Origin of the sequence: Massilia mucilaginosa (genome assembly GCF_011682145.1) — a bacterium.
Classification (GTDB): Bacteria; Pseudomonadota; Gammaproteobacteria; order Burkholderiales; family Burkholderiaceae_D; genus Telluria_A; species Telluria_A mucilaginosa.
Map to the genome: position 1 here is coordinate 73,038 of NZ_WHJH01000016.1, position 23,310 is coordinate 96,347.

The following is a 23,310-nucleotide window of genomic DNA, read 5'->3' on the forward strand; positions in this document are numbered from 1 at the left end:
GACGCTGCGCACCGTGCCGAAGCTCGCGCCGACGACGATCTCGCCGGTGGCGCTGGTGCGCGCCCAATGCAGCTGCTGGACCGTGCAGGAGCTGGCCTGCGCAGCGCCGGCGGCGATGCACAAAGCGGCGACAAGCAAACTGGCCGGTCGCATGCGGCTACTGCTGCGGATTGACGCGCTCGATCTTCGAGTGCAGCTTGTTCAGCCCCGACAAATAGGCCTTGGCCGAAGCGACGATGATGTCGGGGTCCGAGCCGACGCCGTTGACGATCCGCCCCGAGCGCGACAGGCGCATGGTGACTTCGCCCTGCGACTGGGTACCGTTGCTGATCGCGTTGATCGAAAACAGCACCAGTTCGGCGCCGCTGGCAGCAATCTTTTCGATGGCATTGACGGTGGCGTCGACCGGGCCATCGCCCTCGCCTTCGCAGGTAAATTCCTTGCCGTCGATGGCGAACACCACTTTGGCGCTCGGGATTTCGCCGGTTTCGGAGCGCTGCGCGAGCGACACGAAGCGGTAATGCTCGCCTTCCTGCGCGTGCTCTTCATCCGACACCAGCGCCATGATGTCTTCGTCGAAGATCTCGGACTTGCGGTCGGCCAGTTCCTTGAAGCGGGCGAAGGCGGCGTTCACCTCGGCCTCGGAATCGAGCGCGATGCCCAGTTCGCGCAGACGTTCCTTGAAGGCGTTGCGGCCCGACAGTTTGCCCAGCACGATCTTGTTGGCGGCCCAGCCCACATCTTCGGCGCGCATGATTTCGTAGGTTTCGCGCGCCTTCAAGATGCCGTCCTGGTGGATGCCGGAAGCGTGCGCGAAGGCGTTCGCACCGACCACCGCCTTGTTCGGCTGCACCGCAAAGCCGGTGATCTGCGAGACCATTTTGGAGGCGGCCACGATCTGCGTGGTGTCGATGCCCAGTTCGAGCTTGAAATGGTCGCCGCGGGTGCGCAGCGCCATGACCACTTCTTCGAGCGCGGTGTTGCCGGCCCGTTCACCCAAGCCGTTGATGGTGCATTCGATCTGGCGCGCGCCGCCGATCATCACGCCGGCCAGCGAGTTGGCAACCGCCAGGCCAAGGTCGTTGTGGCAGTGGACCGACCAGATGGCCTTGTCGGAATTGGGAATGCGCTCGCGCAGGCGTTTGATGGTGGCGCCGAAGACTTCGGGCACGGCGTAGCCGACGGTGTCGGGGAAGTTGATGGTGGTGGCGCCTTCGGCGATCACCGCTTCGAGCACGCGGCACAAAAAATCTTCGTCGGAACGGCTGCCGTCTTCGGGCGAAAATTCGATGTCGTCGGTGTACTGGCGCGCGCAGCGGATCGCGATTTTCGCCTGTTCGAGCACCTGTTCCGGCTCCATGCGCAGCTTCATCCGCATGTGCAGGGGCGAGGTGGCAATGAAGGTGTGGATGCGTTTGCGTTCGGCCGGGGCCAGCGCTTCGGCGGCGCGCGCGATGTCGCGGTCGTTGGCGCGCGAGAGCGAGCAGATGGTCGATTCGCGCACCGCACCGGCGATGGCGCGGATGGCTTCGAAGTCGCCCGGCGAGGCCGCCGCGAAGCCGGCTTCGATGACGTCGACGCGCATGCGCTCCAGCTGGCGCGCGATGCGCACCTTTTCATCCTTGGTCATCGAGGCGCCGGGCGATTGCTCGCCGTCGCGCAGGGTGGTGTCAAAAATGATCAGGCGATTCGCATTCGTCATGGCGGCTCCATTGGGCATTGTAAAAAGGCGGGCGTGCGCCAGCCGCCATCGACGCAGTGCGTGGACGGTCAGCGGCGCTCGCTCTGGTCGACAGGTTCGTCGTCGGTTTGCACGATGCTGACCGGCTTGCCCTTGGCAAGGCGCCACGCAAACACGGCATAACCGGACAAACCATACATCACGAACAGCGGCATCAGCACTTTCGGCGGGTCGATCGAGACCAGCGCCAGCGCCAGCGCGATCAGGAACACGACGATGAACGGCACCGACTTGCGGAAATTGACGTCCTTGAAGCTGTAGAACGGCACGTTGGTCACCATGGTCAGGCCGGCGAACAGCGCGATGCCCCACGAGAACCACGGCAGTTCGGCGCCGGAAAAGCCGAGGTCGGACATCATCAGCACGAAGCCGGCCACCATGGCGGCGGCCGCCGGGCTGGGCAAGCCCTGGAAGAAGCGCTTGTCGACCACTTCGATATTGGTGTTGAAGCGCGCCAGGCGCAAGGCGGCGCCGGCGCAGTAGACAAAGGCGGCCAGCCAGCCGAATTTGCCGAGGCCGCGCAGCGACCATTCGTAGATCACCAGCGCCGGCGCGGCGCCGAAGGAGACCATGTCGGCCAGGCTGTCGTACTGGGCGCCGAATTCGGATTGGGTATTGGTCAGGCGGGCGATGCGCCCGTCCAGGCCATCGAGGATCATGGCGATGAAAATGGCCCAGCCGGCGTGTTCGAAGCGCTGGTTCATGGCCATGACGATGGCGTAAAAGCCGCAGAACAGCGCGGCGGTGGTAAAGGCATTCGGTAACAGGTAAATTCCCCGGCGCCGCATCGGGTTGCCGTCGGCGTCGACCCGGCGGCCGATTTTGCTGAAGCGGGACAGCTTGCCGCCCTTGGCTTTCGGGACTGATGGCTTTCTGCGGCGTGGGAAGGTCGGCATATGTTTCCGTTTCAAGTAATGGATCGCTGCGTAGCAGCCGCGCCCGAAGGCGGACGCGGCCGCCGTGGATTCGGCCCGTGTCCCACCTATTATAGTGGGAGCACCGTCAACTTAGCGATCAGATACTTTTACTTGAATTTCACCTTTCCTACAAGACGCATCTGCAGTGTGGTTTCGCCCGGCTCGAAGCTCGGCTCGGCCACATCGGCGCTTTCGGCCTTGGCGGCGCGCATCAGCATCGGGGCGGAGTCTTGCTGGCCGGCATAGTTGCCCGAACCTTCATAGTCGAGCGTGTCGATCACCGCTTCGCTCATCTTGCGGCCCATGGCGCTGGCGATCGCGGCGACGCGCTCGTTCAGGTTCTTGTAGGTGGCGATCAGGCGCTGGTCGTCGAGCTTGCGGGTGGTTTCCGGCGAGAGGCCGAAATTGAGGCCGTTCAGGGCCAGGATTTTTTGCACGGCGGCCGTCATCTTCGGCAAGTTGGCCAGGTTGGTGGTTTTCACTTCCAGATACTGGCCGACACGCCAGCCGGTCGGCACGAGCGGGCGCGGCTGCGGCTGGCCGTCCGGACGCGGCGCCACTTCAGGATAGACCGGATAGGTGTAGTAGCCAACCGTTTTCAGGATCGCTTTCGGGTCTTCGCGGCGCACGATCTCGGTGCCCTGCTTCATCTTTGTATTGACGCGCGAGGCGGCGGCGGCCTTGTCCTTGTCCGTTTCTTCGATGAAAAAGGTGGCGACGACCTGGTCGTTCGGGTGCGTGACTTCACCGTAGGCGGGAACGATCACCAGCGCGCCGGCGGTCGCGAGCGTGTTCTGGGCGAACGCTGGCATGGCAAAAGCCACGGCGGCGAGGAGTGCAATTTTTTTGAGGGACATGATTTTCTCCAGGTAAATGGCAAGCATGAGGGGTATCGCTACCTCATCAGCTTGGTTAACCCGGACGATACCCGGAATCGGACGGACCACGTACCGTTGTAATCAAAATTTGCAAATTTGGGAAGGTTGCTTACATCTGGGAATGCCGACGTGGTTCTCGTTGTTGAGTCAAGTCTAGCGTGTCTCAGCACCACAAACCCTTGAGCCGTCGTTCCCGCGCAGGCGGGAACGACGGTGGTACGCTTAGTTCTTCGACTGATCGACCAGCTTGTTCTTGGCGATCCACGGCATCATCGCGCGCAGCTTGGCGCCGACTTCTTCGATCGGGTGCTCAGCGGTCAAACGGCGGCGCGAAATCAGGGTCGGGGCGCCGGCCTTGTTTTCCAGGATGAAGCTCTTTGCGTATTCGCCGGTCTGGATATCTTTCAGGCACTGACGCATCGCCTCCTTGGTCGCCGAGGTCACGACTTTCGGACCGGTCACGTACTCGCCGTACTCGGCGTTGTTCGAGATCGAGTAGTTCATGTTGGCGATGCCGCCTTCGTAGATCAGGTCGACGATCAGTTTCAGTTCGTGCAGGCACTCGAAATATGCCATTTCCGGCGCGTAGCCCGCTTCGGTCAGGGTTTCGAAGCCGGCCTTGATCAGCTCGACCGCGCCGCCGCACAGGACTGCTTGCTCGCCGAACAGATCGGTCTCGGTTTCTTCACGGAAGTTGGTTTCGATGATGCCGGCACGGCCGCCGCCGTTGGCCATGGCGTACGACATGGCGATATCGCGCGCCGAGCCGGACTTGTCCTGGTAGACCGCGATCAGGTGCGGCACGCCGCCACCGGCTGCATAGGTGCCGCGCACGGTGTGGCCCGGCGCCTTTGGCGCGATCATGATCACATCCAGATCGGCGCGTGGCACGACCTGGCCGTAGTGCACGTTGAAGCCGTGCGCGAAGGCCAGCACGGCGCCCTGCTTGGCGTGCGGAGCGACATTCTCGGTATAGACCTGGGCGATGTTTTCGTCAGGCAGCAGGATCATGATGATGTCGGCGGCTTTGATCGCGTCGTTGACTTCGGCAACTTTCAGGCCGGCCTGTTCGACCTTGGTCCAGGAGGCGCCGCCCTTGCGCAGGCCGACCGTGACGTTGACGCCCGAATCGTTCAGGTTCTGTGCGTGCGCGTGGCCCTGCGAGCCGTAACCGATGATGGCAACGTTCTTGCCTTTAACGAGGGAGAGGTCGCAATCTTTGTCGTAAAAAACGTTCATGATAATTTTCCTATAATTTTTGGTGTGGGACGTGCCCGTCCAGGATCGTGTTCCTGCTCGTGGGCACGGATTAAACTTTGAGGATGCGTTCGCCGCGGCCGATGCCGGACCCGCCGGTACGCACCGTTTCGAGGATGGAGGCGCGGTCGATGGAATCGATGAACGCGTCGAGCTTGCCCTTGTTGCCGGTCAGCTCGATCGTGTAAGTCTTTTCCGTGACGTCGATGATGCGGCCACGGAAGATGTCCGCAGTCCGCTTCATCTCTTCGCGTTCCTTGCCGACCGCGCGCACCTTGATCAGCATGAGCTCGCGCTCGATGTGCGCGCCTTCGGTCAGGTCGACCACCTTGACCACCTCGATCAGGCGGTTCAGGTGCTTGGTGATCTGTTCGATCACATCGTCCGAGCCGCTGGTGACGATGGTCATGCGCGACAGGGTGGCGTCTTCGGTCGGGGCGACGGTCAGGGTTTCAATGTTGTAGCCGCGCGCAGAGAACAGGCCGACCACGCGCGAGAGCGCACCGGCTTCGTTTTCGAGCAGGACAGAAATGATATGGCGCATTACAGATCCTCCGAGCCGAGCAGCATTTCGGACAAGCCCTTGCCGGCCTTGACCATCGGCCAGACGTTTTCGGACTGGTCAGTGATGAAGTTCATGAACACGAGGCGGTCTTTCATGCCAAAGGCTTCTTTCAGCGCGCCGTCGACGTCGCCCGGCTTTTCGATCTTCATGCCGACGTGGCCAAACGATTCGGCCAGCATCGAGAAGTCCGGCAGCGAATCCATATAGGACTCGGAATAGCGCGAACCGTAGTCGATCTGTTGCCACTGGCGCACCATGCCGAGGAAGCGGTTGTTGAGCAAAATGATTTTCGGCGTCAAGTGATATTGCTTACAGGTAGCCAGTTCCTGGATGCACATCTGGATCGAACCTTCGCCGGTGATGCAGGCCACCGTGGCGTCCGGATTGGCCATCTGCACGCCCATGGCGTACGGCAAGCCCACACCCATCGTGCCCAGGCCGCCGGAATTGATCCAGCGGCGCGGCTTGTCGAACGGGTAGTACTGGGCCGCCCACATCTGGTGCTGGCCGACGTCGGAGGTAATGAAGGCGTCGCCCTTGGTGATTTCCCACACCTTTTGCACGACCGACTGCGGCTTGATGACCAGGTCGGAATCGGCGTATTTCAGGCACTCGCGGCCGCGCCATTCGCCGATCTGCTTCCACCAGTCCTTGAGCGGCGCGGCGTTGACCTTGGCGTCGGCGGCGTCGAGCTGCGCCAGGAATTCGATCAGCACGTCCTTGACGTTGCCGACGATGGGAATATCGACCTTGACGCGCTTGGAAATCGACGATGGATCGATGTCCACGTGGATGATCTTGCGCGGGTTCGAGGCGAAGTGTTTCGGGTTGCCGATCACGCGGTCGTCGAAGCGGGCGCCGATGGCGATCAGGACGTCGCAGTGCTGCATCGCCATGTTCGCTTCGTAGGTGCCGTGCATGCCGGGCATGCCGAGGAAGTTGTCGCTCGACGCGCGGTAGGCGCCCAGGCCCATCAGGGTGTTGGTGACCGGGAAGCCGAGCTTGTCGACCAGCTTGTTCAGCTCGGGCGAGGCATTGGCCAGGATCACGCCGCCGCCGGTGTAGATCATCGGACGTTCAGCCTGCAGCAGCAGTTGCACCGCCTTGCGGATCTGGCCCGAATGGCCCTTGTCGATCGGCTTGTACGAGCGCATTTCGATATCCTTCGGATAGTCGTAGGCGCACTTGTGCATGCTGATGTCTTTGGGGATATCGACCAGGACCGGGCCGGGACGGCCGGTGCGCGCAATGAAGAACGCTTTCTTGATCGTGGCGGCCAGGTCTTTCACGTCCTTGACGAGGAAGTTGTGCTTGACGCAGGGCCGCGTGATGCCGACGGTGTCGCATTCCTGGAAGGCATCCTGCCCGATCGCGGTGCTGGGCACCTGGCCGGAAATGACGACCATCGGAATCGAATCCATGTACGCCGTGGCGAGGCCGGTAACGGCATTGGTGACACCAGGACCGGAGGTGACCAGGGCCACGCCGACGGTGTTCGAGCTGCGCGAATAGGCGTCCGCCGCATGCACGGCGGCCTGTTCGTGGCGTACCAGGACGTGTTGGAATTTGTCTTGCTTGAAGATGGCGTCGTAGATATACAGTACGGCGCCGCCTGGATAACCGAAAACGTGTTTAACGCCTTCTTCCGCCAGACAACGGACGAGTATTTCGGACCCTGTGATGGTGGCCGATGTTTCGTTGTTCATGATACATTCCTTTCAAGACCCATTGGGAGGTGATCGGATGCTCTTTCCTAACGAAATTCGCGTGGCGCGACAGTGCTCAGGCTTCCCTTCTTTCTGCGGTCACGGCGATCTTTCACGTACCCATAGATACGTTACGAACCGGCGCTAAACGCAACTCGTTTGGCGTGAGTTTCTGTAGCGATTACTGCGAACCTCTCGCGCTTGTGGCGCGGGTCAGAGCAAACTGCCTACATATGAAAGCGCGTCACGTCGAGGTTGGCCTTGTGTGGCGTTTTCGACTTGACCATACAGCTTCGGGGTTGCAAAGCGTCATATACCTTACTGCGTTGCACCATTGCGGTCAAGTTAAATCGGCCGGGACCGGCTGCTTTCGTGGCGCTGCGCAGGGCAATCGCAGTAAATACCATGCAAAAAGGCCCATTCTTTGCTAGCATGCGTCAGTTTTCTCAAATGCCCCCAGGCTATGTACCAGGGGTGCTCCTTACCCCACTCCGGTTCGCATGGCCACAGACAAAGAGTTATCCGATTTTCTTGAGAATGTCGAGCGGCGCGCTTTCAAGCAAGCCGTGTACGCCGTGCGCAAGGACGAAGCTGCGCTCGATATCGTGCAGGACGCGATGATCAAGCTCGCCGAAAAATACGGAGACAAGCCGGCCGCCGAATTGCCGATGCTGTTCCAGCGCATCCTGCAAAACACCATCCTCGATTACTTCCGCCGCGAAAAGGTGCGAAATACCTGGGTCAGCCTCTTCTCTGGCATGGGTAAACGCGAGGGAGAAGACGAAGAATTTGATATACTTGAATCGTTAGAGGCGGAACAAGGTTCGGCCTCGGCGGAGTCGAGCGCGGACCAGGTCGAGCGCCAGCAGACCTTGAGCCTGATCGACGCCGAAGTACAAAAACTGCCGGCGCGTCAACGGGAAGCCTTCCTCATGCGTTACTGGCAGGACATGGACGTGGCTGAAACAGCCGAAGCGATGGGGTGTTCCGAGGGAAGTGTCAAAACGCACTGCTCGCGAGCAACTCATACCCTCGCCGAATCGCTGAAAGCCAAGGGAATAAAATTATGAACACCGACGATCTGAACTTTGCGTACAAGGTACGCCACGCCCTGAACGACCATCTCGACGAGCTCCCCGCTGCGACGACCGACCGCCTGTCGGCCGCGCGCAAGGCCGCCATGGCACGCAAGAAGCCGCACGCCCCGGTGCAGGCTGCGCAAACCCAGCTGGCCGGCAATATCGGCGCGCTGTTCTCGTTTTCCTCGCTCGGCCGCATGAGCGTGGCCATTCCACTCATGGCGCTGGTGGCCGGTCTTGCCGGCATCTATCAATATGAAGAACAGCAGCGCCTCGAAGAAATCGCCGAGCTCGACGCGGCTGTGCTGTCCGACGAGTTGCCGCTGACGGCCTACCTGGACCAGGGTTTTAACGCCTACCTCGCCCAGCGCGCCCAATAAGGATGACACGCGCAGCTTCGTCCCGGCACTTCCTGGCGCTTGCGCTTGCATTGTTGACAACAAGCGGCATCGCCGCAGCCCAGGGTGCCGCACCGGCGCCCGGCGGCGCTCCCTTGTCCGCGCCTGCCGCCGTGCCCACCGCCGTGCCCGGGCAACCGGCAGCGAAGGTGCTCGCGCCGATCTCCAAACCATCGCCAGCCGTCGCCGCCGCGCCCGCAGCGCTTGCCGGCAAGCCCATGTGGAAAGACTTGTCGCCACCCCAGCAAATCGCACTCGACCCGCTCAAGGGCGAGTGGGACCGGATGGAATCGGTGCGCAAGCAAAAATGGCTCGATATCGCCAACCGCTATTCGTCCATGAAGCCCGATGAGCAAGTGCGCATGCAGGAGCGCATGCGCGCCTGGACCCGGCTCACGCCCGACGAACGGCGCGTGGCGCGCGAGAACTACACGCTGAGCAAGAAGATCGACAAGAGCCAGAAATCGGCCGAATGGGAGAAATACCAGCAGTTGCCCGAAGAAGAAAAGAAAAAACTGGCACTTGACGCTGCCGCCGTCAAAAAACAGGTGACCAACCTGCCGCCGGCAACCCAGACCAAGCCGCTCGCGCCAAGCAAGCCGCCGCCGGCTGGCTGTCCGCCCGGCACGATCCGCAACGCCCCGGCTGCCGTGCCGCGCTGCATCGTCAGCCCGTCGGCAGGCGCGCCGCTGGCTGTGCCGGCGATGCCACCGGCTGTTACCGCTCCACCTACCACAGCGCCGGCCGCCCCTGCGCCGGCCACGCCAGTTTCCAATGCAAAATAGTAAGACCCCGGTTGCCACACCCACCCTGAAGCGCCGTCTGATCTGCCTGGTGTACGAGCTGTTCCTGCTGACCGCCGTGGTCATGTTCGGTCTGCTCATTTTCCTGCTGATCACCCAGAAAATGAACCAGGGCATCATTGAGCATGGCCGCACGGTGGTGCTGTTTCTCGTTCCGGGCATCTATTTCATTTATTCCTGGACCGGCAGCGGCCATACGCTGGCGATGAAAACCTGGCGCATCAAGCTGGTCAAGGTCGGCTATGCGACGGTGCCGTTCAAGGCCGCCGCCGTGCGCTACCTGCTGGGCTGGGGCTGGGTGCTGCCGGCCCTGGTGATCTGCTGGCGTTTTCACCTGACCAGCAAGACCCAGGTGGCGAGCGCGCTGGCGATCAATATCGTGGCGTGGGGCATGACCGTGTTTCTCGACAAGGACCGCCAGTTCCTGCACGACAGGCTGGCCGGCACCCGCCTCATTTCGCTGCCCAAGCCGGTCAAGGCCGACAAGGCGGCCAAGCCGGCCCAGGCTTGAGCACGGAGCGGCATGAGCGAGGCCTTGTGTCCCCTGTGCGGCCGGCCCCTCGGCACGCGCAATGTCGACCGCCATCACCTGATCCCCAAGACCTACAAGGGGCGCGAGCAGTTCGATATTCACAAGATCTGCCACCAGAAAATCCATTCCACCTTCACCGAACATGAATTGTTCAAATCCTTCCATACCTGGGAGGCATTGCAGCAGCATGAGGATATTCGGGCGTTTATCGACTGGATCGCCAAAAAAGACCCCGCGTATTTCTCGCGTAATGTGCGCTCGAATAACAAAAAGAAGCGCTGAACATAATCCGCTTGGATCTTCATTGTCAATCGGTTAATATCATTCCCGAGAAGGCTTAGGTTGGGCTTCCTTCTATCATAAGACCAGTCTGATCGATTTCCTTCTCACCTTTCAAAAACGGATCAAGGCTTGCGCCTGCATCCGTTTTTTTGTGATGGGACCCACCATGTCTGTCGATTTTCAAGAAACCCGGGCGCTGCTGCTGCGCCGCCAGGCAACCTTGTTCGTATCGGAAGGCGCCGACCAGCAGCCCGACGATTGCATGCAGCTGTTCGATATCGATCTGGCCAAGCTTGGCTACGCTGACGCAGCGCCTGCGCGCGCGCCTGCAAACCCTGGACTTGCCCGTGCTCAATGCCACCCGCGAGCATATCTGGAGGACACTGGCAGCGCAGCTCGGCGGCAATCGCCAGCACACGCCGCTGTTCCGGCGCTTCCCCAAGATGGTGCCGCACAGCACCGCGGCACTGTGGATCGACCGGGTCCTGACCCACTTCATGCAAGCGCCCGACCAGCCCTGCCTGCATTGCGGCCAGCGCGGCACCACGCATGTGCTCAAGCCGTGCCTGCACGTCGTGTGCGACGCCTGCTTCGACGGGGCCAATTACAGCGCCTGCCCGATCTGCCACCGTCACGCCGACCGCGATTCGCCGTTCTTCCTGCCCAGCCCCGCACTGACCCAAGGCGCGGCGCCGGCGCCGCTCAAACTGCTCGAACGGGGTGTTCCTGCCGATGGTGTTCGGCCTGGAGGGCAACCGGCTGCACTGGCTCGACCTGTACACGTCTGGCGAATTCGAGTTCAATAACGTGGCAACGTCGAACGCTGCCATTACCTCGGTGTGCCCGGCGATGATCGCCTATTTTGCCAGCGGCATCCGCATGTCGATGTACCACCTGGCCCTGCTGCATGGCGCGGCGCGGGCACAGCGCGTGATAGTGCGCGATGAGGCAGGAAGCCTGCGCGCGCTGTCGCGCCATGCCGGGGAAGATAACGCCAGTTTCCTGGGGCGCCTGCGCAGATTCGGGCCGGAAGATGTCGATACGGCGCCAGCGCCGGGCGAGGCGCCGCTGTTCGCCGCGCTGCTCGACGCCGACATGGCGCTGCCCGACAACAGTGTCGCCTGCGCGCTCAGGCCCGGGGTGACGACGCCGAACATCGCCGCCAGCGACCTGATTTCCTGATGCGTGCCGGGCCTCGGGAGCGCTCGTAATCGCGCCGGTAGCGCCACTGCCGGCTACACGTTATCGGGGTCGTCGATTCGTTTCCAGTCGACGCCATCGAACACCAGCAGCCAACGCTCCGCGACAACAAGTAGTTGTCCATCTGCGGAATCGAGCGCGACGCACGAAAAACTCCCCTGTTTCGTGTCAACCGCGTGCAGGCCATCGGCCTCGAGCCGATACAGCCCCTTGAGGCCACCGACGTAGACCATCCCGTTGAAGGAGGTAAGCGCGTAAAAATCGTCGTTCACGCCGGTCTGCAACGCCTGGAATCCCTTGTCATTGCCGCGCAGCAGAACGCCTGGCTCGCCGGCCGCGTAAGTCCAGCCATCAGCGGCACAGTGAACGCAATGTAGATTTGCATTGGTCGGCGATTCGACCTCAATCCACGTCGCGCCATCGAATCGGAAAATCAGGCCCGCTCGCCCCACACAGTAAATCTCCTGTTCCGACAAACCATCGATTGCCTTCATATTGCGTTGGGTATTCCTGGCGGCGGCCAGGGCTTGCTTGATCGGCAATCCCTGCTTCATGTAGTCGCCAAGATCGAGCGCTTTCAATCCTTGATCGAGAATTGCCCATTTCCCCGAGCTGCGGCGGAAGACCTTGCCGCCATAGCCGCACACATACAATGCAGTGCCGATCTGTTTCACGTCCGTTAATGACGCAATGCCATGCCCATCTTCCGCTCCCGGCAGCACCTCATCGTCGGTGGCCTTGGCGCCTGGCCAATACAGGCCGACGATACCGCTTCCTTCTTCGAGCGCGATCGAGGCCCTTCTTGCTTCAGCCGGCGTGGGGCGCATGACGCACACCGAACTGACTTGCCAATCGCGCTTCTGGTAGATCCACTTTCCCTGCACGTACCACTCTATGATGCCGAGATCGTATTCATCGATGGGCTGCGAATCCAATCTGCAGGAAAACAGGTAGGTATCTTTTTCGACAACGCAGCCATCCAAAAAGGTGACCGAAGTTTTTGTACTAGCCATTTATTTTCCTCGCGTTATCATAAAATCCCAAGCGATTTCTTACGCAAAATTTCTCCAAATTTTTCCATCGTCAGTCCGCTTTGTCCGCGCGGATCTGCCCGTAACAGCGTATCTTCGTCGAGATCCAATGCTTCGTGACGCTCGCGCAATGTATCCTTGATTTTTTTCTGGTCGCAGCCGGTGACAGCCGAGACCGAATCGGCGCCTATTTCCTCCAACTGATCCAGGGTCGCGGTCCATTTGGGATCGGCAGCTTCACCCACCAATTTCTCCGCCGCGTCATGCAGCAAGTGCACCTCGGTGTGCTCTTTCGTTGTGAGGCAGATGCACTGCCCCTTTTGCTCATCCATCTTCCCCGCATAGTAATAGCCGCCACCGCGCCATGGCAAATATTCATCGAGCATCGTATCGATCAGCGCACTGATCGATATTTTGCCGGTTTTGGCACCGCGCGTCCCCGGCGAGCGCCAGCTTCGATCAGGCACGATGTGATGCGAGCGCCCATCCGGACACTCCTTTTTCGCATCGCTGTAAGGATAGATCTTACATTTATCCTTCTCATCGTCATCCTTGTTGTCCTTGTACCGGTTGGTCAGGGCATTCGCGATCGTCAGCATCATCAAGGCCAGCAGCCTTGGATCGATGATGAAAGGCTCCGGAAAAGGCGCAGGCCGCGCCGGCGGAAACTCGTCGACGGGAATCCCCCCGGGCGGCACCGGGACCGGCCAGCCCTTCGGCACCCTTCCGACAATGACTGACGACCCGGCGGCCTGTTGGGCAGTCAAGCCCCTTGCTACGATGCCCATCGCGGTCCTAGCTCTTGTGATTGTGGGTCATGAGATCGAGATGGCGCGGCACGTTATAGCCTTCCACAAACACATTGGGAGACCACGACGTGAAGTACGCCTTGCCCTTGATGACATCGGTCTTCACGCCCTTCTTGAACGCCTCCGTCGCAGGTTCATTGCCGGTGCTGGTCCCGATGCGGCTCTTGTCGCGCAGCGCAACCGGTTCATCGTACATGAAGACGCTGGTCGAGCCGTTCTCCAGGTCCTTGATTTTTGCCGTGTTCGGGTAAGGGACCGGGATCCCGATTTTTTCCGGCTTGGGCGGGCTTCCGCACACGTCGGGAAATGCCGCCGCACTCATGCCCGCACCGGACGCCTGACCGGCAATCGACATTCCGTTTGCGTAAATCTTAAAGGCCGCCATAGCGCTCATCTTTCAATAGGTTAAGTTATGCCTGGTACTGCCCAAATCCGAGCAGGGCAGCGGCGCGGTCGCCCTCATCGCTTGCCGCCAGGCACAGCATGGTCAGGGAGGGGGCATACGCTTTGTGAGCGCTGGCATAAGCCCAGGCAATCGTCAGCAATCCGGCCGCCGCCCCCGTTTCGCCAAGACTATCGGCCAGCATCCACAAAGCGCTGGCCGACACATCGGTCCTGGCGGTCGCCATCGCAAATTCCTTGGCGTAAAAATCCTCGCTCGATTGCGCACTGATGCGCAGGCCGATGCCGGATGCTTGCTGCGGCATCCCGGCGAGGGCCGCCCTGATCGCGGTAGACAGGGCACTGGCCTTGTTGGGCGCTGCGCCGCCCCGGATGGCCAGTTCGCGGGCGACGCCCAGCCCGGTGCAAAACAAGGTGCTTGCCGGCGCGCTTTGCGGGCCGTCCCGGTCGGGCCGCACATTGCTGAAACGGGGTGCGAGCCGGGCTATGCTGTGGGGGGCGCCGACCAGTAGCGCGCAGGCGGCCTCACCAGGAATGAAGCCTTGCGGATTGGTCGAGGTGAGAATCCGGTCCGCTGACAGCATAGCGCGCAAGGTCGCCGGGCTGAGATAGGAGTCGACAGCGGCAATCAGGACCAGGGGATGGGAATGGATCAGCGCAAAGCTGTCGTTCAGCGCCATCATCGCGCTGGCCTGACCGTAGGCGTAGATCGCCGATTGCGGGGCAAACGCCGTTGTCAGCGCCGCTTCGATCCCCTCCTTCAGACGCGATTCGAGCTGCGCCAACCGGCCCGGACGGCTCACCTCGGCTACGCATAGCAGCAAGGGCAAGGTGCGCAAGTCCAGTCCGGGCACATCGGCCAGGCATTCACGGATGGCTTGCGCAAGCATCGCGACCAGCTTGCCGGTCGACGCAAGCCGGTCCTCCTCGCCTCCCAGCACCAGCGCGCCCGCAGCGACCGGCACCCCACGGGTATCGATGAAGAGCGTCTCGTCAAAGTTATTGAGCCGGGTACGCAGCGCCGCAAATGTTGACGGGGCATTCTTCCCGACGGACGTGACGGCGCCCGTTCGCAAAATGGCGACAGGCAAGGTCATGGCGATTCGCCAGGCAAGGCGCCACCGCGCTGGGAAGGCAATTCGCCCAGCAGCATCTCAAGGGGAATCTTGACGACATGACCCTTGGGCCGCTCGCCAATCTCGATCGCCTTGTAGCGCATGATATCGTTGTGCAAGTCTTTCACCACCCGCCACACGACGGTAAAACGTTGATTGTCCGGCTCGAGCACCAGCGTGTCGGCACGCGCGGCAACGCGCTCAGGCACGCCCTGCTGGGGAATCATGTTGATATGCATGGCAAGGTCTGGCAAATGAAACGTGAGCCGGCCGGAAGGTGTCAGGGCCGGATGGGTGAGATTGGCAAGGATGACCAGTTCGCCGCCGACAAGCGCGTCCAATTGCTGGTCTTCCGGCGCGCTCTGGAAATAGCGGGGGTCGAAATCCTTGGGCAGGAAGGGAAAGTCGTTCTCTTGCCATTGGGTATCGTAGGTGCCCGCAAAACCTACCCGCTGCGCCCAGTTCCGCCCCAGCGGTCCAAAACTCATCGGCAGATACGACCCCGACGGGCTGGACACCGGTTGCATCGGCGATTCGGTCTGGGCAACGGCCTGCCCATCGGCAAAGCTGGTGTGCGGCTTATAGCCGCAGCCAATGGGATTGAGCGCATAGGCCAGGCCCTTTTTCCGCTGCGGACCGGTTTCGGTGCCGCCGTATGCAATATCGTAACTGATGGCCTGCCTGGTAAATGGCTCGGCCTTGCTGATGCCGACGACCGCCCCCAGCAAGTGGGCGCGCCACTGCCGCTTGCCATGCACATTGAAGGCCTTGGTCATCGTGCCGACCCGCAGACCCACCGGAACCACGCTGGCTGGAATTCCTTTGGGAGCATAGGCGCTCCCCAACAGCAAGACATCGACCTTCGGCTTTTCCAGGCAATAATCGCATTCGTATTCCGGCGCGCTCACGCCGGGCTCGCCCGTTGCGGTATCGGCCAAGCTGATCGCCACCTGCTCCTTCATCAATTCGACCGCTTCAGCGCCATACGGAAGGCGGTAGGTCGCCTTGATCACGACGATCAGGCATTCGCTGCCGTCCGTATTGTGGCTGGTGGTGTAGCCGGCCACCATGGCCGTGTGATTTATCAAGTTCATCGCTGCGCTTATCCGTTCCGGCATTCAGTTCAAAGAAACAGAACTTCCCTTGATCCGGTTTTGCCCGGCCGCACGCGAGAGCACGTGCTTCCCCCGGATCTCGACATTGCCATCGGCGTCGAGCGTGATGGACGCAGCGCCGCAGCGTAAGGTAATGCGGCGTTTTGCCGTCAGTACGATCTCTTCGTCATCGATGCTGGCCGTGATGGCGCCGTGCTCAATTACCGGCACAGGCTGCGCGCTGGCCGGCCACAGTGGCGCTGGCGCCGCCTGGCCGCGCAGCAGCCCCATCACCAGCGGCAAGCGCCGGTTGCCGCCGTCAAACTGGACCGCGACACGCATGCCGATATGCTGTTCGTCCAGATCGACCAGGGTCGATGCCGACAGCGCCGGCCCGTCCCCGATGGCGATGAGTGGCGTTCCCCCGTCACCGACGCCCGCCAGCGTAGCGATGACGACCCCATACTCCTTATCGGGACTGCCCAGGTTTTCCTTGGCACCCGCCGATGCTGTAGGAGGATTAGCGACGTTCATGATTATTTCCTTGCAGTCGTTCAAGTTGGCGCATTTGGATGGCCGCGCTTGCCAATACCGGAAAATAGGGCATCCCTGGCTCCAGGAGCGCGAGATGGAGTGCTGCGAGTTCCCGATGTGCTTGTTCGCCCGTAGCCAGAATATGTCGTAGCCAGGCATGTGTGCGCGGCCGCCCCAGCAAATAGGGTGTCCCCTGCTCGTAGCGCTGACCATTGGCTTGCCACCAGTCGCGCAGCAGGCCGCCATCGGGAACCGGCCCGGCCCGGGCCGCTTTACCAGAGAGAGCGGGCGCTTGCGTGAGCATGTGATTGGCTTTCAGGTCGAGTCCGGTAATCAGGACGAAGGCTTCCCCGGCCAGGACGGCAAACTGCTGGTCGGCGACCTTGTCCAGCAGCCAGGGGATGTGCGCCACGTCGCCGCTCCAGCCGGCGGCCTGGACCAGCAAGCCCGCTGGCCCGCCATGCGCGTCGAGTCCGTGCAAATGCGGCTTCAATTGGCCAGGCGGCAATGCCGCACAGACGAGCTTCATGGCATCGCCTTGCCAGGATGTCAGGGCGGTGCAGCAGGCTTGCAATGCCGGGAGCGCCGTCTTGCGATCCCCGAGCAACAGTGCACTGCGGGCGGCGGCGTAATGGCGAGCATCGTCCGGCCCCGTACCGGCAAGGGCCGTCAACGCAATCCCAATCAAGCGCGTTTGTCCCGCTTGTCCGATTGCGTGCAGCGCCAGTGCATCGGGTGCCGTGGCGACCAAGGCCGACGCGCCCGCCTCTTCGCCAGCCTGGCGCCGATGCACATGCCAGGCAGCAAGCGCCGCACTTCGGCACAGCGCATCCTCGTTCGACAGATTGTCAAGGACCAGCCTCATCGCGGCCGCCGAATCAAACCAGCCGAAAAGGCCGTCGACGGCATCGGCGAACCCTGGCCGGCTGCGCATGCGGTTCATCGCCTCGAGCATGACTGCCGGGTCATCGCGCAAAAAGGAGAGCGCCAGGACGACGAAAGCATCGGCAGCGACATCATGGCAGCGGTTGGCGACCGCCTTGTCGTATGCGCTCTGAACGATTTGTCCGGCCAGCTCGCCCCCCTCGCGCAGGCCATCGAGGTGTGCGTCAATGGCGCCATCGAGGTTCGCGATCTCGTCGAATCCGGCACCCGGGGCGTAAATCAGTTGCCTGCGGCGCCACCAGTTGGTGGCCACATCGGTGGCATGCTGCCTGAGCATCAGGGGATTGGTCACGGAATAGCCGCCGCGCAAGCTGAGCTTGAACCTGGCCTTAACAGTTCTCCAGAATATTCTTGTCCCTCATGATGAGCTTGCCATCGGCCTGGAGGGTTATTCATCCGTCGTGTTAACACTGAAGATCCTGTCGTTAAAAGGGATCATGCCATGTTCCTTCATCACCGGAACGCCCTTGCCCACTGCGCTCAACAATTCCGCGAGGTGGTCAATGAGATATTCTTGCCAACATTGGCGGACTGGTTCACGCGTACCGCCGTCGCCATGCCCGCTGCCGCCAGCTTCGCCATTAATGAATATTATCATAACATTAGCACCCTGCCTGACGGCAAAATCGAGGAGCTGGCCGGCCTGGGTTTCGTGGAGTGGCGCGCGAATGGGGTGCTGGCCGGTCCCAGCTGCGTGGGCAAGATGCATCCGGCGATGGCGCCCGGCGACAAGGCGACGCCGGTCGTCATGATGGGCGCAAGCGAGGTCACGGACAAAACACATGGTGTGTTCGGTGACGGGGTGCTTCAGTTTTCAATCGCCGTCGACAGCGGCGATGTGATTTGTAGCGTTGTTACGGAGCAGGCGTCAGAAGCGCTCGTAGTCGTGCAGGTAGCGCCACTGCCCGGACGGCAGGCTGGCCATCGGCACGCGGCCGATGCGCAGGCGCTTGATGCTGACGATGGAGAGGCCGACCAGGCGGCACATGTGCATCAGCTGGCCCGGCTTGACGCCCTTGAGCGCGAAACGCAGGCGCGTTTCGTTCTGCCAGCTGACCTTCATCGGCGCAATTTCCTTGCCGTTGAAGGTGAGGCCGTGATTGAGCAGCGCCAGGCCGCCTTCGCGGATGTCGCCTTTGACTTCGACCACGAACTCCTGCTCGACGCGCGCGCCTTCGTCAATGAGTTTGCGCGCCACGCGGAAGTCCTGGGTGAACACCACCAGGCCGCTGGCCTTGGTCTCCAGCGGCGACGTCAATGTCAGGTTGCCCAGATGGCGTTTCAGAAATCGCTGCTTGCCGTGTTCGGCCACCAGCAGGTTCTCCGGCGTGAGCAGGTTCAGGGCCGCCTCGGCATCCGAGTCCGCCCCGGCGCTGTAGCCGGCCGGCTTGTGGAACAGGATGGTGACCGGTGCCAGTTCGACCAGCGTGGCCTCGGGATGGATGACGACGTCCTGCTCGTCGGCCACGCGCGCGCCGGCTTCTTCGACAACGACGCCGTCAACGCTGATCCATCCTCCGGCGATGTACTTGTCGGCTTCCGCGCGCGAGCACGGCATCATTTCGGAAACGCGCTTGGCGAGGCGGATGGTGGAATCGGTCATGAAGCTTGGTGCCAGTCTTTAAAGAATGTGGTGAATACGGCGACGACGCGCTCGACGTCGGCGGCCGTGATGTTGAGGTGCGTGACCAGGCGCGTATGCTGGCCGACGGTGGCGCGGATATGCTCGCGCGCGAGCGTCGCGCGCAAGGCGTCGCAAGCGCCTGGGGGCACCTCAATGTAGAAAATATTGGTCTGCGGCGTGGCCACCTTGAGCTGGGCGATCCGCGCCAGTTCACGCGACAGCCTGGCCGCGTTGCTGTGGTCATCGGCCAGGCGCTGCACGTTGTGCTCCAGCGCGTAAAGTCCCGCAGCCGCGATCATGCCGGCCTGGCGCATGCCGCCGCCGAGCATCTTGCGCCAGCGCTTGCCCTGCTCGATGAAGGCCCTATTCCCCAGCAGGACCGAACCGACCGGCGCGCCGAGACCCTTGGACAGGCACACCGAGACACTGTCGAAACCGGCGCAGGCCGCGCGCAGGCTGATGCCCTGCTTCACGGCGGCGTTGCAGATGCGCGCGCCGTCGAGGTGGGTCGCCAGGCCGCGCTCGTGGGCCAGCGACGTGGCCGCCGCCATGTAGTCGGCGCCGAGCACGCGCCCGCCGATGGTGTTTTCCAGCGCCAGCACGCGGGTGCGCGCGAAGTGCATGTCGTCGGGCTTGATATAGGCTGCGATGTCGGCCAGCGCGATGCTGCCATCCGGCTGGTTGGCGATCGGCTGCGGCTGGATGCTGCCCAGGACCGCGGCGCCGCCGCCTTCGTATTTATAGGTATGCGCCTCCTGGCCGACCAGGTATTCGTCGCCACGCGCGCAGTGCAGCAGCAGCGCGATCAGGTTGCTCTGCGTGCCGGACGGCGCGTACAGGCCGGCCTCGAAACCGAACATCTCGGCGGCGCTGTCCTGCAAGCGGTTGACGGTGGGGTCGTCGCCGTACACGTCGTCGCCCACGGGCGCGCCGTGCATGGCGTCGCGCATGGCGTCAGTCGGCTGGGTGACGGTGTCGCTGCGCAGGTCAATCCAGGAGGTGGCGTCGTCGCTCATGTCGTCGACTCGGCTTCGGCTACATGCTGCGTGTAGAAACGCTCGCCCATTTCTTCCAGGCCGAGCGTGGCGAGGACTTCCTGCAAGCGTTCGGTGGGACGCTTGCGCGGCAGGTTCTTGTAGCTGGCGATGATCAACTCATTTTTCATCGAGTGTTCCCAGCCCACCAGCTCCGTCACATTGACCTGGTAGCCGTGCGCTTCGAGCTGCAGGCAGCGCAGCACGTTGGTGACCTGGCTGCCGAATTCGCGCGTGTGCAGCGGGTGGCGCCAGATTTCGGTCAGCGCGCTCTTGCCCAGGTCCTTGCCCTTGTTCTTCTTGAGGACTGTGGCCACTTCGGCCTGGCAGCATGGCACCAGCACCATGAACTTGGCGCGCTTTTTGAGCGCGAAGTCGATGGCGTCGTCGGTGGCGGTGTTGCAGGCGTGGAGCGCGGTGACGATGTCGATCTGTTCCGGCAGCTTGTCGGAACGAGTCGATTCGGCCACCGACAAGTTCAGGAACGACATCCCGGGAAAGCCGAGTTTTTGCGCCAGCGCGGTCGACTTCTGCACCAGCTCTTCGCGCGTCTCGATGCCGTAGATACGCGAGCCGTCGTTCAGTCCCTTGAAGAACAGGTCGTACAGGATGAAGCCGAGGTAGGACTTGCCAGCGCCATGGTCGACCAGCGAAATGGCGGCGTGGTCTTCCTGGATTTCTTTGAGCAGCGGCTCGATGAACTGATACAGGTGGTAGACCTGCTTGAGTTTGCGGCGGCTGTCCTGATTGAGTTTGCCGTCGCGCGTGAGGATGTGCAGTTCCTGCAGCAGCGCGATGGACTGGCCCGGACGGATTTCGGGCGCCAGCGTTTCAGCCGGCTTTGCCTTGTCGGCCGTGCTGTCAGCGCGCTTCATCGATCCACGCCGCTTGTATCGCTTCCAGTACCTTCTCGCCGCCGCGCGTGCGGTCGTCGTCGAAGCCGTCGAGTTCAACCACCCAGTTGTGCAGGTCGACGAAACGCACCGCGGCCGGATCGACCTCGGGGTGTTTGTCGAACAGCGCTTCGGCGATGGCCGTGATGTCGCTCCATTTCATGGCGCTCTCCCGATCAATGGTTCTTTTCGGCCGCATGATTGATCGTGTACTTCGGAATCTCGACCACCAGGTCTTCGGTTCCCACGATCGCCTGGCACGACAGGCGCGACACGGGCTCCAGGCCCCATGCGCGGTCGAGCAGGTCTTCTTCTTTTTCTTCCGGCTCGTTGAGCGAGGCGTAGCCTTCGCGTACCAGCACGTGGCAGGTGGTGCAGGCGCAGACGCGGTCGCAGGCGTGCTCGATTTCGATATCGTTTTCGAGCATGATGTCGCACACCGACTTGCCGGCGGGCGCCTCGATGACGGCGCCTTCAGGGCAGAAGACGGGATGGGGAAGGAATACGATTTGGGGCACGGTGATTGTCCTGGTAGTGTGTTCGTGGGACCCGGAATGTCCGGGTCCGGGGTGTTCAGACTTCGTCGAGCGTTTTGCCGGCCAGCGCGCTGCGCACGCTCTGGTCCATGCGGCGCGACGCGAATTCTTCGGTGCCGTTGGCCAGCGCGTCGACGGCGGCGTGCAGGGCAGCCTGCCGTGCGCCGATATCGCCCTCCTCCGCGTTGGATGCGGCCAGTGCGGCGCGCACGCCATCCATCAGCGCATCGACCGAAGCGCGTTCTTCGTTTGACAACAGCGCGGCGTCGCCGTCCAGGGCCGATTGCGTGGCCAGGATGATGCGCTCGGCCTCGACCTGTTCTTCGCGCAGCGCGCGGCGCACCATGTCGCCCTCGGCGGAGGTGTACGAATCCTGCAGCATGCGCGCCACTTCATCGTCGGCCAGGCCGTACGATGGCTTGACCGTGATCGACGCTTCGACGCCGGAACGCGTTTCGCGCGCCGATACCGACAGCAGGCCATCGGCATCGACCTGGTAGGTGATGCGGATGCGCGCGGCGCCGGCCACCATCGGCGGAATGCCGCGCAGCTCGAAGCGCGCCAGCGAACGGCAGTCGGCCACCAGCTCGCGCTCGCCCTGCAGCACGTGCACCGCCAGCGCGGTCTGGCCATCCTTGAAGGTGGTGAATTCCTGCGCGCGGGCGCATGGAATGGTCGAATTGCGCGGGATGATCTTTTCGACCAGGCCACCCATGGTTTCGATGCCGAGCGAAAGCGGGATCACGTCGAGCAGCAACCAGTCGTCGCCGGCGGCGCGGTTGCCGGCCAGCAGATTGGCCTGGATGGCGGCGCCCAGGGCGACCACTTTGTCGGGATCGATGTTCGCGTGCGGGATGGTCTTGAAAAATTCGGTGACCGCGCGCCGCACATGCGGCATGCGGGTGGCGCCGCCGACCATGACCACGCCATCGACATCGTCGACCGACACCGAGGCGTCGCGCATGGCTTTTTTGATCGCGGTCATGGTCTTGTTGACCAGGTGCTTGGTGATGTCGGCAAAGACTTCGGCGCCGACCGTCAGGTGCACCATCTCGCCGGAGTTGAGCATGGCGTCGATGGTGGTCACGGCGTTGGTCGAGAGCAGTTCCTTGGCCTGGCGCGCCTTGACCATCAGGATGGCCGTGTCTTCGTCCGACAGCGGCGCCAGCTTGGCTTGCTCGCAGATCCAGCAGAACAGGCGGTGGTCGAAGTCGTCGCCGCCGAGGGCCGAATCGCCACCGGTGGAGAGCACTTCGAACACGCCCTTGGACAGCTTGAGGATCGAGATGTCGAAGGTGCCGCCGCCCAGGTCGTAGACGGCGAACACGCCTTCGGAAGCGTGATCGAGGCCGTAGGCGATGGCGGCGGCGGTCGGCTCGCTGAGCAGGCGCAGCACGTTCAGGCCGGCCAGCTGGGCCGCATCCTTGGTGGCCTGGCGCTGGGCGTCGTCGAAGTAGGCCGGCACGGTGATGACCGCGCCAACGAGTTCGTCGCCGAGCGAGTCTTCGGCACGCTGGCGCAGGGTGGCGAGGATCTGGGCCGAGATTTCAACCGGGCTTTTGATGCCGGCCACGGTCTTGAGCTGCACCATGCCGGGTGAATCCTGGAAATCGTATGGCAGGTTTTCGGCGTAGGCGATGTCGGCCAGGCCGCGCCCCATGAAGCGCTTGACCGAGACGATGGTGTTCTTCGGGTCGGTGGTCTGGTGGGCCTGGGCCTTGTAGCCGATGTTGGCGTGGCCGTTCGGCAGGTAGCGCACGATGGACGGCAGCAGCGGACGGCCTTCTTCGTCGCTCAACACTTCGGGACTGCCGCTGCGCACGGTGGCGACCAGCGAATTGGTGGTGCCCAGGTCGATGCCGATGGCCAGCCGATGCTGGTGCGGCGCGGTCGACATGCCGGGTTCTGAGATTTGCAAAAGTGCCATGTGATTAC

At 62.3% G+C, this 23,310-nt stretch carries 26 protein-coding genes and 1 pseudogene; 8 read left to right on the top strand and 19 right to left on the bottom strand.

Annotated features, from left to right (window positions below):
- Window positions 1–157: 157 nt before the first annotated feature.
- The 6 genes from F2P45_RS15400 to F2P45_RS15425 all read right to left on the bottom strand — a co-directional run bounded on the left by F2P45_RS15400 (window position 158) and on the right by F2P45_RS15425 (window position 7,064).
- On the bottom strand, window positions 158–1,702 hold the full coding sequence (locus F2P45_RS15400; RefSeq protein WP_166876595.1) for a 2-isopropylmalate synthase: 1,545 nt from the start codon (window positions 1,700–1,702) through the stop codon (window positions 158–160).
- A gap of 68 nt (window positions 1,703–1,770) precedes the next feature.
- Window positions 1,771–2,637 carry a CDP-diacylglycerol--serine O-phosphatidyltransferase gene (pssA, locus tag F2P45_RS15405; protein WP_166876598.1) on the bottom strand — a complete coding sequence of 289 codons (867 nt, stop codon included), beginning with the start codon at window positions 2,635–2,637 and terminating at the stop codon, window positions 1,771–1,773.
- A 128-nt stretch (window positions 2,638–2,765) separates the two neighbouring features.
- Window positions 2,766–3,515: an SIMPL domain-containing protein gene (locus tag F2P45_RS15410; protein ID WP_187367176.1), complete on the bottom strand. Its 750-nt coding sequence runs from the start codon at window positions 3,513–3,515 to the stop codon at window positions 2,766–2,768.
- Between the two features lie 243 nt (window positions 3,516–3,758).
- Window positions 3,759–4,775, bottom strand: coding sequence for a ketol-acid reductoisomerase (gene ilvC, locus F2P45_RS15415; protein WP_166876601.1), 1,017 nt, complete (start codon window positions 4,773–4,775; stop codon window positions 3,759–3,761).
- 70 nt (window positions 4,776–4,845) lie between these two features.
- Entirely contained in the window at window positions 4,846–5,337 is a 492-nt protein-coding gene (gene ilvN, locus F2P45_RS15420; RefSeq protein ID WP_054263691.1) for an acetolactate synthase small subunit, read from the bottom strand.
- A complete protein-coding gene (locus F2P45_RS15425; protein ID WP_166876604.1) occupies window positions 5,337–7,064 on the bottom strand; it encodes an acetolactate synthase 3 catalytic subunit in 1,728 nt (575 codons plus the stop codon). Before F2P45_RS15425 ends, ilvN begins: the two co-directional genes overlap by 1 nt.
- Before the next feature lie 500 nt (window positions 7,065–7,564).
- Between F2P45_RS15425 and F2P45_RS15430 the strand changes: the two genes are divergently transcribed.
- The 7 genes from F2P45_RS15430 to F2P45_RS15460 all read left to right on the top strand — a co-directional run bounded on the left by F2P45_RS15430 (window position 7,565) and on the right by F2P45_RS15460 (window position 11,340).
- Entirely contained in the window at window positions 7,565–8,134 is a 570-nt protein-coding gene (locus F2P45_RS15430; protein ID WP_099876475.1) for an RNA polymerase sigma factor, read from the top strand.
- The gene (locus F2P45_RS15435; protein WP_166876606.1) at window positions 8,131–8,523 is read left to right on the top strand and encodes a DUF3619 family protein; all 393 of its coding nucleotides are present in this window, start codon (window positions 8,131–8,133) and stop codon (window positions 8,521–8,523) included. The genes F2P45_RS15430 and F2P45_RS15435 overlap by 4 nt, the downstream gene beginning before the upstream one ends.
- A 50-nt stretch (window positions 8,524–8,573) precedes the next feature.
- Complete coding sequence (locus F2P45_RS15440) at window positions 8,574–9,326, top strand: DUF3106 domain-containing protein (protein WP_229505097.1); 753 nt, start codon at window positions 8,574–8,576, stop codon at window positions 9,324–9,326.
- A complete protein-coding gene (locus tag F2P45_RS15445; RefSeq protein ID WP_166876609.1) occupies window positions 9,316–9,855 on the top strand; it encodes an RDD family protein in 540 nt (179 codons plus the stop codon). Before F2P45_RS15440 ends, F2P45_RS15445 begins: the two co-directional genes overlap by 11 nt.
- 12 nt (window positions 9,856–9,867) lie before the next feature.
- On the top strand, window positions 9,868–10,158 hold the full coding sequence (locus tag F2P45_RS15450; RefSeq protein WP_166876612.1) for a hypothetical protein: 291 nt from the start codon (window positions 9,868–9,870) through the stop codon (window positions 10,156–10,158).
- A gap of 293 nt (window positions 10,159–10,451) precedes the next feature.
- A complete protein-coding gene (locus F2P45_RS15455; protein WP_166876615.1) occupies window positions 10,452–10,964 on the top strand; it encodes an RING finger family 4 domain-containing protein in 513 nt (170 codons plus the stop codon).
- Between the two features lies 1 nt (window position 10,965).
- Window positions 10,966–11,340 (top strand): hypothetical protein, encoded by a 375-nt coding sequence (locus tag F2P45_RS15460; RefSeq protein WP_166876618.1) that lies wholly within the window; start codon window positions 10,966–10,968, stop codon window positions 11,338–11,340.
- Between the two features lie 53 nt (window positions 11,341–11,393).
- Here the strand turns inward: F2P45_RS15460 and F2P45_RS15465 are convergent, their stop codons facing one another.
- From F2P45_RS15465 to F2P45_RS15495, 7 genes are read right to left on the bottom strand one after another with little or no spacing between them, the layout of a single operon-like run.
- Window positions 11,394–12,371, bottom strand: a complete 978-nt coding sequence (locus tag F2P45_RS15465; RefSeq protein WP_166876621.1) for a beta propeller repeat protein — start codon at window positions 12,369–12,371, stop codon at window positions 11,394–11,396.
- A 17-nt stretch (window positions 12,372–12,388) separates the two neighbouring features.
- Complete coding sequence (locus tag F2P45_RS15470; RefSeq protein ID WP_166876624.1) at window positions 12,389–13,177, bottom strand: hypothetical protein; 789 nt, start codon at window positions 13,175–13,177, stop codon at window positions 12,389–12,391.
- A gap of 7 nt (window positions 13,178–13,184) precedes the next feature.
- On the bottom strand, window positions 13,185–13,583 hold the full coding sequence (locus F2P45_RS15475) for a DUF4150 domain-containing protein (RefSeq protein ID WP_166876627.1): 399 nt from the start codon (window positions 13,581–13,583) through the stop codon (window positions 13,185–13,187).
- A gap of 25 nt (window positions 13,584–13,608) precedes the next feature.
- Complete coding sequence (locus F2P45_RS15480) at window positions 13,609–14,697, bottom strand: hypothetical protein (protein ID WP_166876630.1); 1,089 nt, start codon at window positions 14,695–14,697, stop codon at window positions 13,609–13,611.
- Complete coding sequence (locus F2P45_RS15485) at window positions 14,694–15,785, bottom strand: DUF2169 family type VI secretion system accessory protein (protein WP_166876633.1); 1,092 nt, start codon at window positions 15,783–15,785, stop codon at window positions 14,694–14,696. Before F2P45_RS15485 ends, F2P45_RS15480 begins: the two co-directional genes overlap by 4 nt.
- Before the next feature lie 48 nt (window positions 15,786–15,833).
- Entirely contained in the window at window positions 15,834–16,343 is a 510-nt protein-coding gene (locus tag F2P45_RS15490; RefSeq protein ID WP_166876636.1) for a DUF6484 domain-containing protein, read from the bottom strand.
- Window positions 16,330–17,580 (bottom strand): hypothetical protein, encoded by a 1,251-nt coding sequence (locus F2P45_RS15495; protein WP_166876639.1) that lies wholly within the window; start codon window positions 17,578–17,580, stop codon window positions 16,330–16,332. The genes F2P45_RS15490 and F2P45_RS15495 overlap by 14 nt, the downstream gene beginning before the upstream one ends.
- A 264-nt stretch (window positions 17,581–17,844) precedes the next feature.
- On the opposite strand from F2P45_RS15495, the pseudogene F2P45_RS36995 reads away from it, so the two are divergent.
- A pseudogene (locus F2P45_RS36995) lies at window positions 17,845–17,964 on the top strand (hypothetical protein); the annotation flags it as partial.
- Window positions 17,965–18,156: 192 nt separating this feature from the next.
- Here the strand turns inward: F2P45_RS36995 and F2P45_RS15505 are convergent.
- The 6 genes from F2P45_RS15505 to hscA are packed head-to-tail and all read right to left on the bottom strand — an operon-like array spanning window position 18,157 to window position 23,302.
- Entirely contained in the window at window positions 18,157–18,891 is a 735-nt protein-coding gene (locus F2P45_RS15505) for an rRNA pseudouridine synthase (protein ID WP_166876645.1), read from the bottom strand.
- The gene (gene ltaE, locus F2P45_RS15510; protein ID WP_166876647.1) at window positions 18,888–19,928 is read right to left on the bottom strand and encodes a low-specificity L-threonine aldolase; all 1,041 of its coding nucleotides are present in this window, start codon (window positions 19,926–19,928) and stop codon (window positions 18,888–18,890) included. The genes F2P45_RS15505 and ltaE overlap by 4 nt, the downstream gene beginning before the upstream one ends.
- Window positions 19,925–20,821, bottom strand: a complete 897-nt coding sequence (locus tag F2P45_RS15515; RefSeq protein ID WP_166876650.1) for a class I SAM-dependent methyltransferase — start codon at window positions 20,819–20,821, stop codon at window positions 19,925–19,927. Before F2P45_RS15515 ends, ltaE begins: the two co-directional genes overlap by 4 nt.
- Window positions 20,808–21,002, bottom strand: a complete 195-nt coding sequence (gene iscX, locus F2P45_RS15520) for a Fe-S cluster assembly protein IscX (protein ID WP_166876653.1) — start codon at window positions 21,000–21,002, stop codon at window positions 20,808–20,810. The genes F2P45_RS15515 and iscX overlap by 14 nt, the downstream gene beginning before the upstream one ends.
- Window positions 21,003–21,015: 13 nt before the next feature.
- On the bottom strand, window positions 21,016–21,357 hold the full coding sequence (gene fdx / locus F2P45_RS15525; protein WP_166876655.1) for an ISC system 2Fe-2S type ferredoxin: 342 nt from the start codon (window positions 21,355–21,357) through the stop codon (window positions 21,016–21,018).
- A gap of 55 nt (window positions 21,358–21,412) precedes the next feature.
- Window positions 21,413–23,302: a Fe-S protein assembly chaperone HscA gene (gene hscA / locus F2P45_RS15530; protein ID WP_166876657.1), complete on the bottom strand. Its 1,890-nt coding sequence runs from the start codon at window positions 23,300–23,302 to the stop codon at window positions 21,413–21,415.
- Window positions 23,303–23,310 lie beyond the last annotated feature (8 nt).

What these genes read in the sequence shown, in the direction of transcription:
- F2P45_RS15400 (WP_166876595.1), bottom strand. Translation starts at nt 1,702, where the DNA reads ATGACGAATGCGAATCGCCTGATCATTTTTGACACCACCCTGCGCGAC.
- pssA (WP_166876598.1), bottom strand. Translation starts at nt 2,637, where the DNA reads ATGCCGACCTTCCCACGCCGCAGAAAGCCATCAGTCCCGAAAGCCAAG.
- F2P45_RS15410 (WP_187367176.1), bottom strand. Translation starts at nt 3,515, where the DNA reads ATGTCCCTCAAAAAAATTGCACTCCTCGCCGCCGTGGCTTTTGCCATG.
- ilvC (WP_166876601.1), bottom strand. Translation starts at nt 4,775, where the DNA reads ATGAACGTTTTTTACGACAAAGATTGCGACCTCTCCCTCGTTAAAGGC.
- ilvN (WP_054263691.1), bottom strand. Translation starts at nt 5,337, where the DNA reads ATGCGCCATATCATTTCTGTCCTGCTCGAAAACGAAGCCGGTGCGCTC.
- F2P45_RS15425 (WP_166876604.1), bottom strand. Translation starts at nt 7,064, where the DNA reads ATGAACAACGAAACATCGGCCACCATCACAGGGTCCGAAATACTCGTC.
- F2P45_RS15430 (WP_099876475.1), top strand. Translation starts at nt 7,565, where the DNA reads ATGGCCACAGACAAAGAGTTATCCGATTTTCTTGAGAATGTCGAGCGG.
- F2P45_RS15435 (WP_166876606.1), top strand. Translation starts at nt 8,131, where the DNA reads ATGAACACCGACGATCTGAACTTTGCGTACAAGGTACGCCACGCCCTG.
- F2P45_RS15445 (WP_166876609.1), top strand. Translation starts at nt 9,316, where the DNA reads ATGCAAAATAGTAAGACCCCGGTTGCCACACCCACCCTGAAGCGCCGT.
- F2P45_RS15450 (WP_166876612.1), top strand. Translation starts at nt 9,868, where the DNA reads ATGAGCGAGGCCTTGTGTCCCCTGTGCGGCCGGCCCCTCGGCACGCGC.
- F2P45_RS15465 (WP_166876621.1), bottom strand. Translation starts at nt 12,371, where the DNA reads ATGGCTAGTACAAAAACTTCGGTCACCTTTTTGGATGGCTGCGTTGTC.
- F2P45_RS15470 (WP_166876624.1), bottom strand. Translation starts at nt 13,177, where the DNA reads ATGGGCATCGTAGCAAGGGGCTTGACTGCCCAACAGGCCGCCGGGTCG.
- F2P45_RS15475 (WP_166876627.1), bottom strand. Translation starts at nt 13,583, where the DNA reads ATGGCGGCCTTTAAGATTTACGCAAACGGAATGTCGATTGCCGGTCAG.
- F2P45_RS15480 (WP_166876630.1), bottom strand. Translation starts at nt 14,697, where the DNA reads ATGACCTTGCCTGTCGCCATTTTGCGAACGGGCGCCGTCACGTCCGTC.
- F2P45_RS15485 (WP_166876633.1), bottom strand. Translation starts at nt 15,785, where the DNA reads ATGGTGGCCGGCTACACCACCAGCCACAATACGGACGGCAGCGAATGC.
- F2P45_RS15490 (WP_166876636.1), bottom strand. Translation starts at nt 16,343, where the DNA reads ATGAACGTCGCTAATCCTCCTACAGCATCGGCGGGTGCCAAGGAAAAC.
- F2P45_RS15505 (WP_166876645.1), bottom strand. Translation starts at nt 18,891, where the DNA reads ATGACCGATTCCACCATCCGCCTCGCCAAGCGCGTTTCCGAAATGATG.
- ltaE (WP_166876647.1), bottom strand. Translation starts at nt 19,928, where the DNA reads ATGAGCGACGACGCCACCTCCTGGATTGACCTGCGCAGCGACACCGTC.
- F2P45_RS15515 (WP_166876650.1), bottom strand. Translation starts at nt 20,821, where the DNA reads ATGAAGCGCGCTGACAGCACGGCCGACAAGGCAAAGCCGGCTGAAACG.
- iscX (WP_166876653.1), bottom strand. Translation starts at nt 21,002, where the DNA reads ATGAAATGGAGCGACATCACGGCCATCGCCGAAGCGCTGTTCGACAAA.
- hscA (WP_166876657.1), bottom strand. Translation starts at nt 23,302, where the DNA reads ATGGCACTTTTGCAAATCTCAGAACCCGGCATGTCGACCGCGCCGCAC.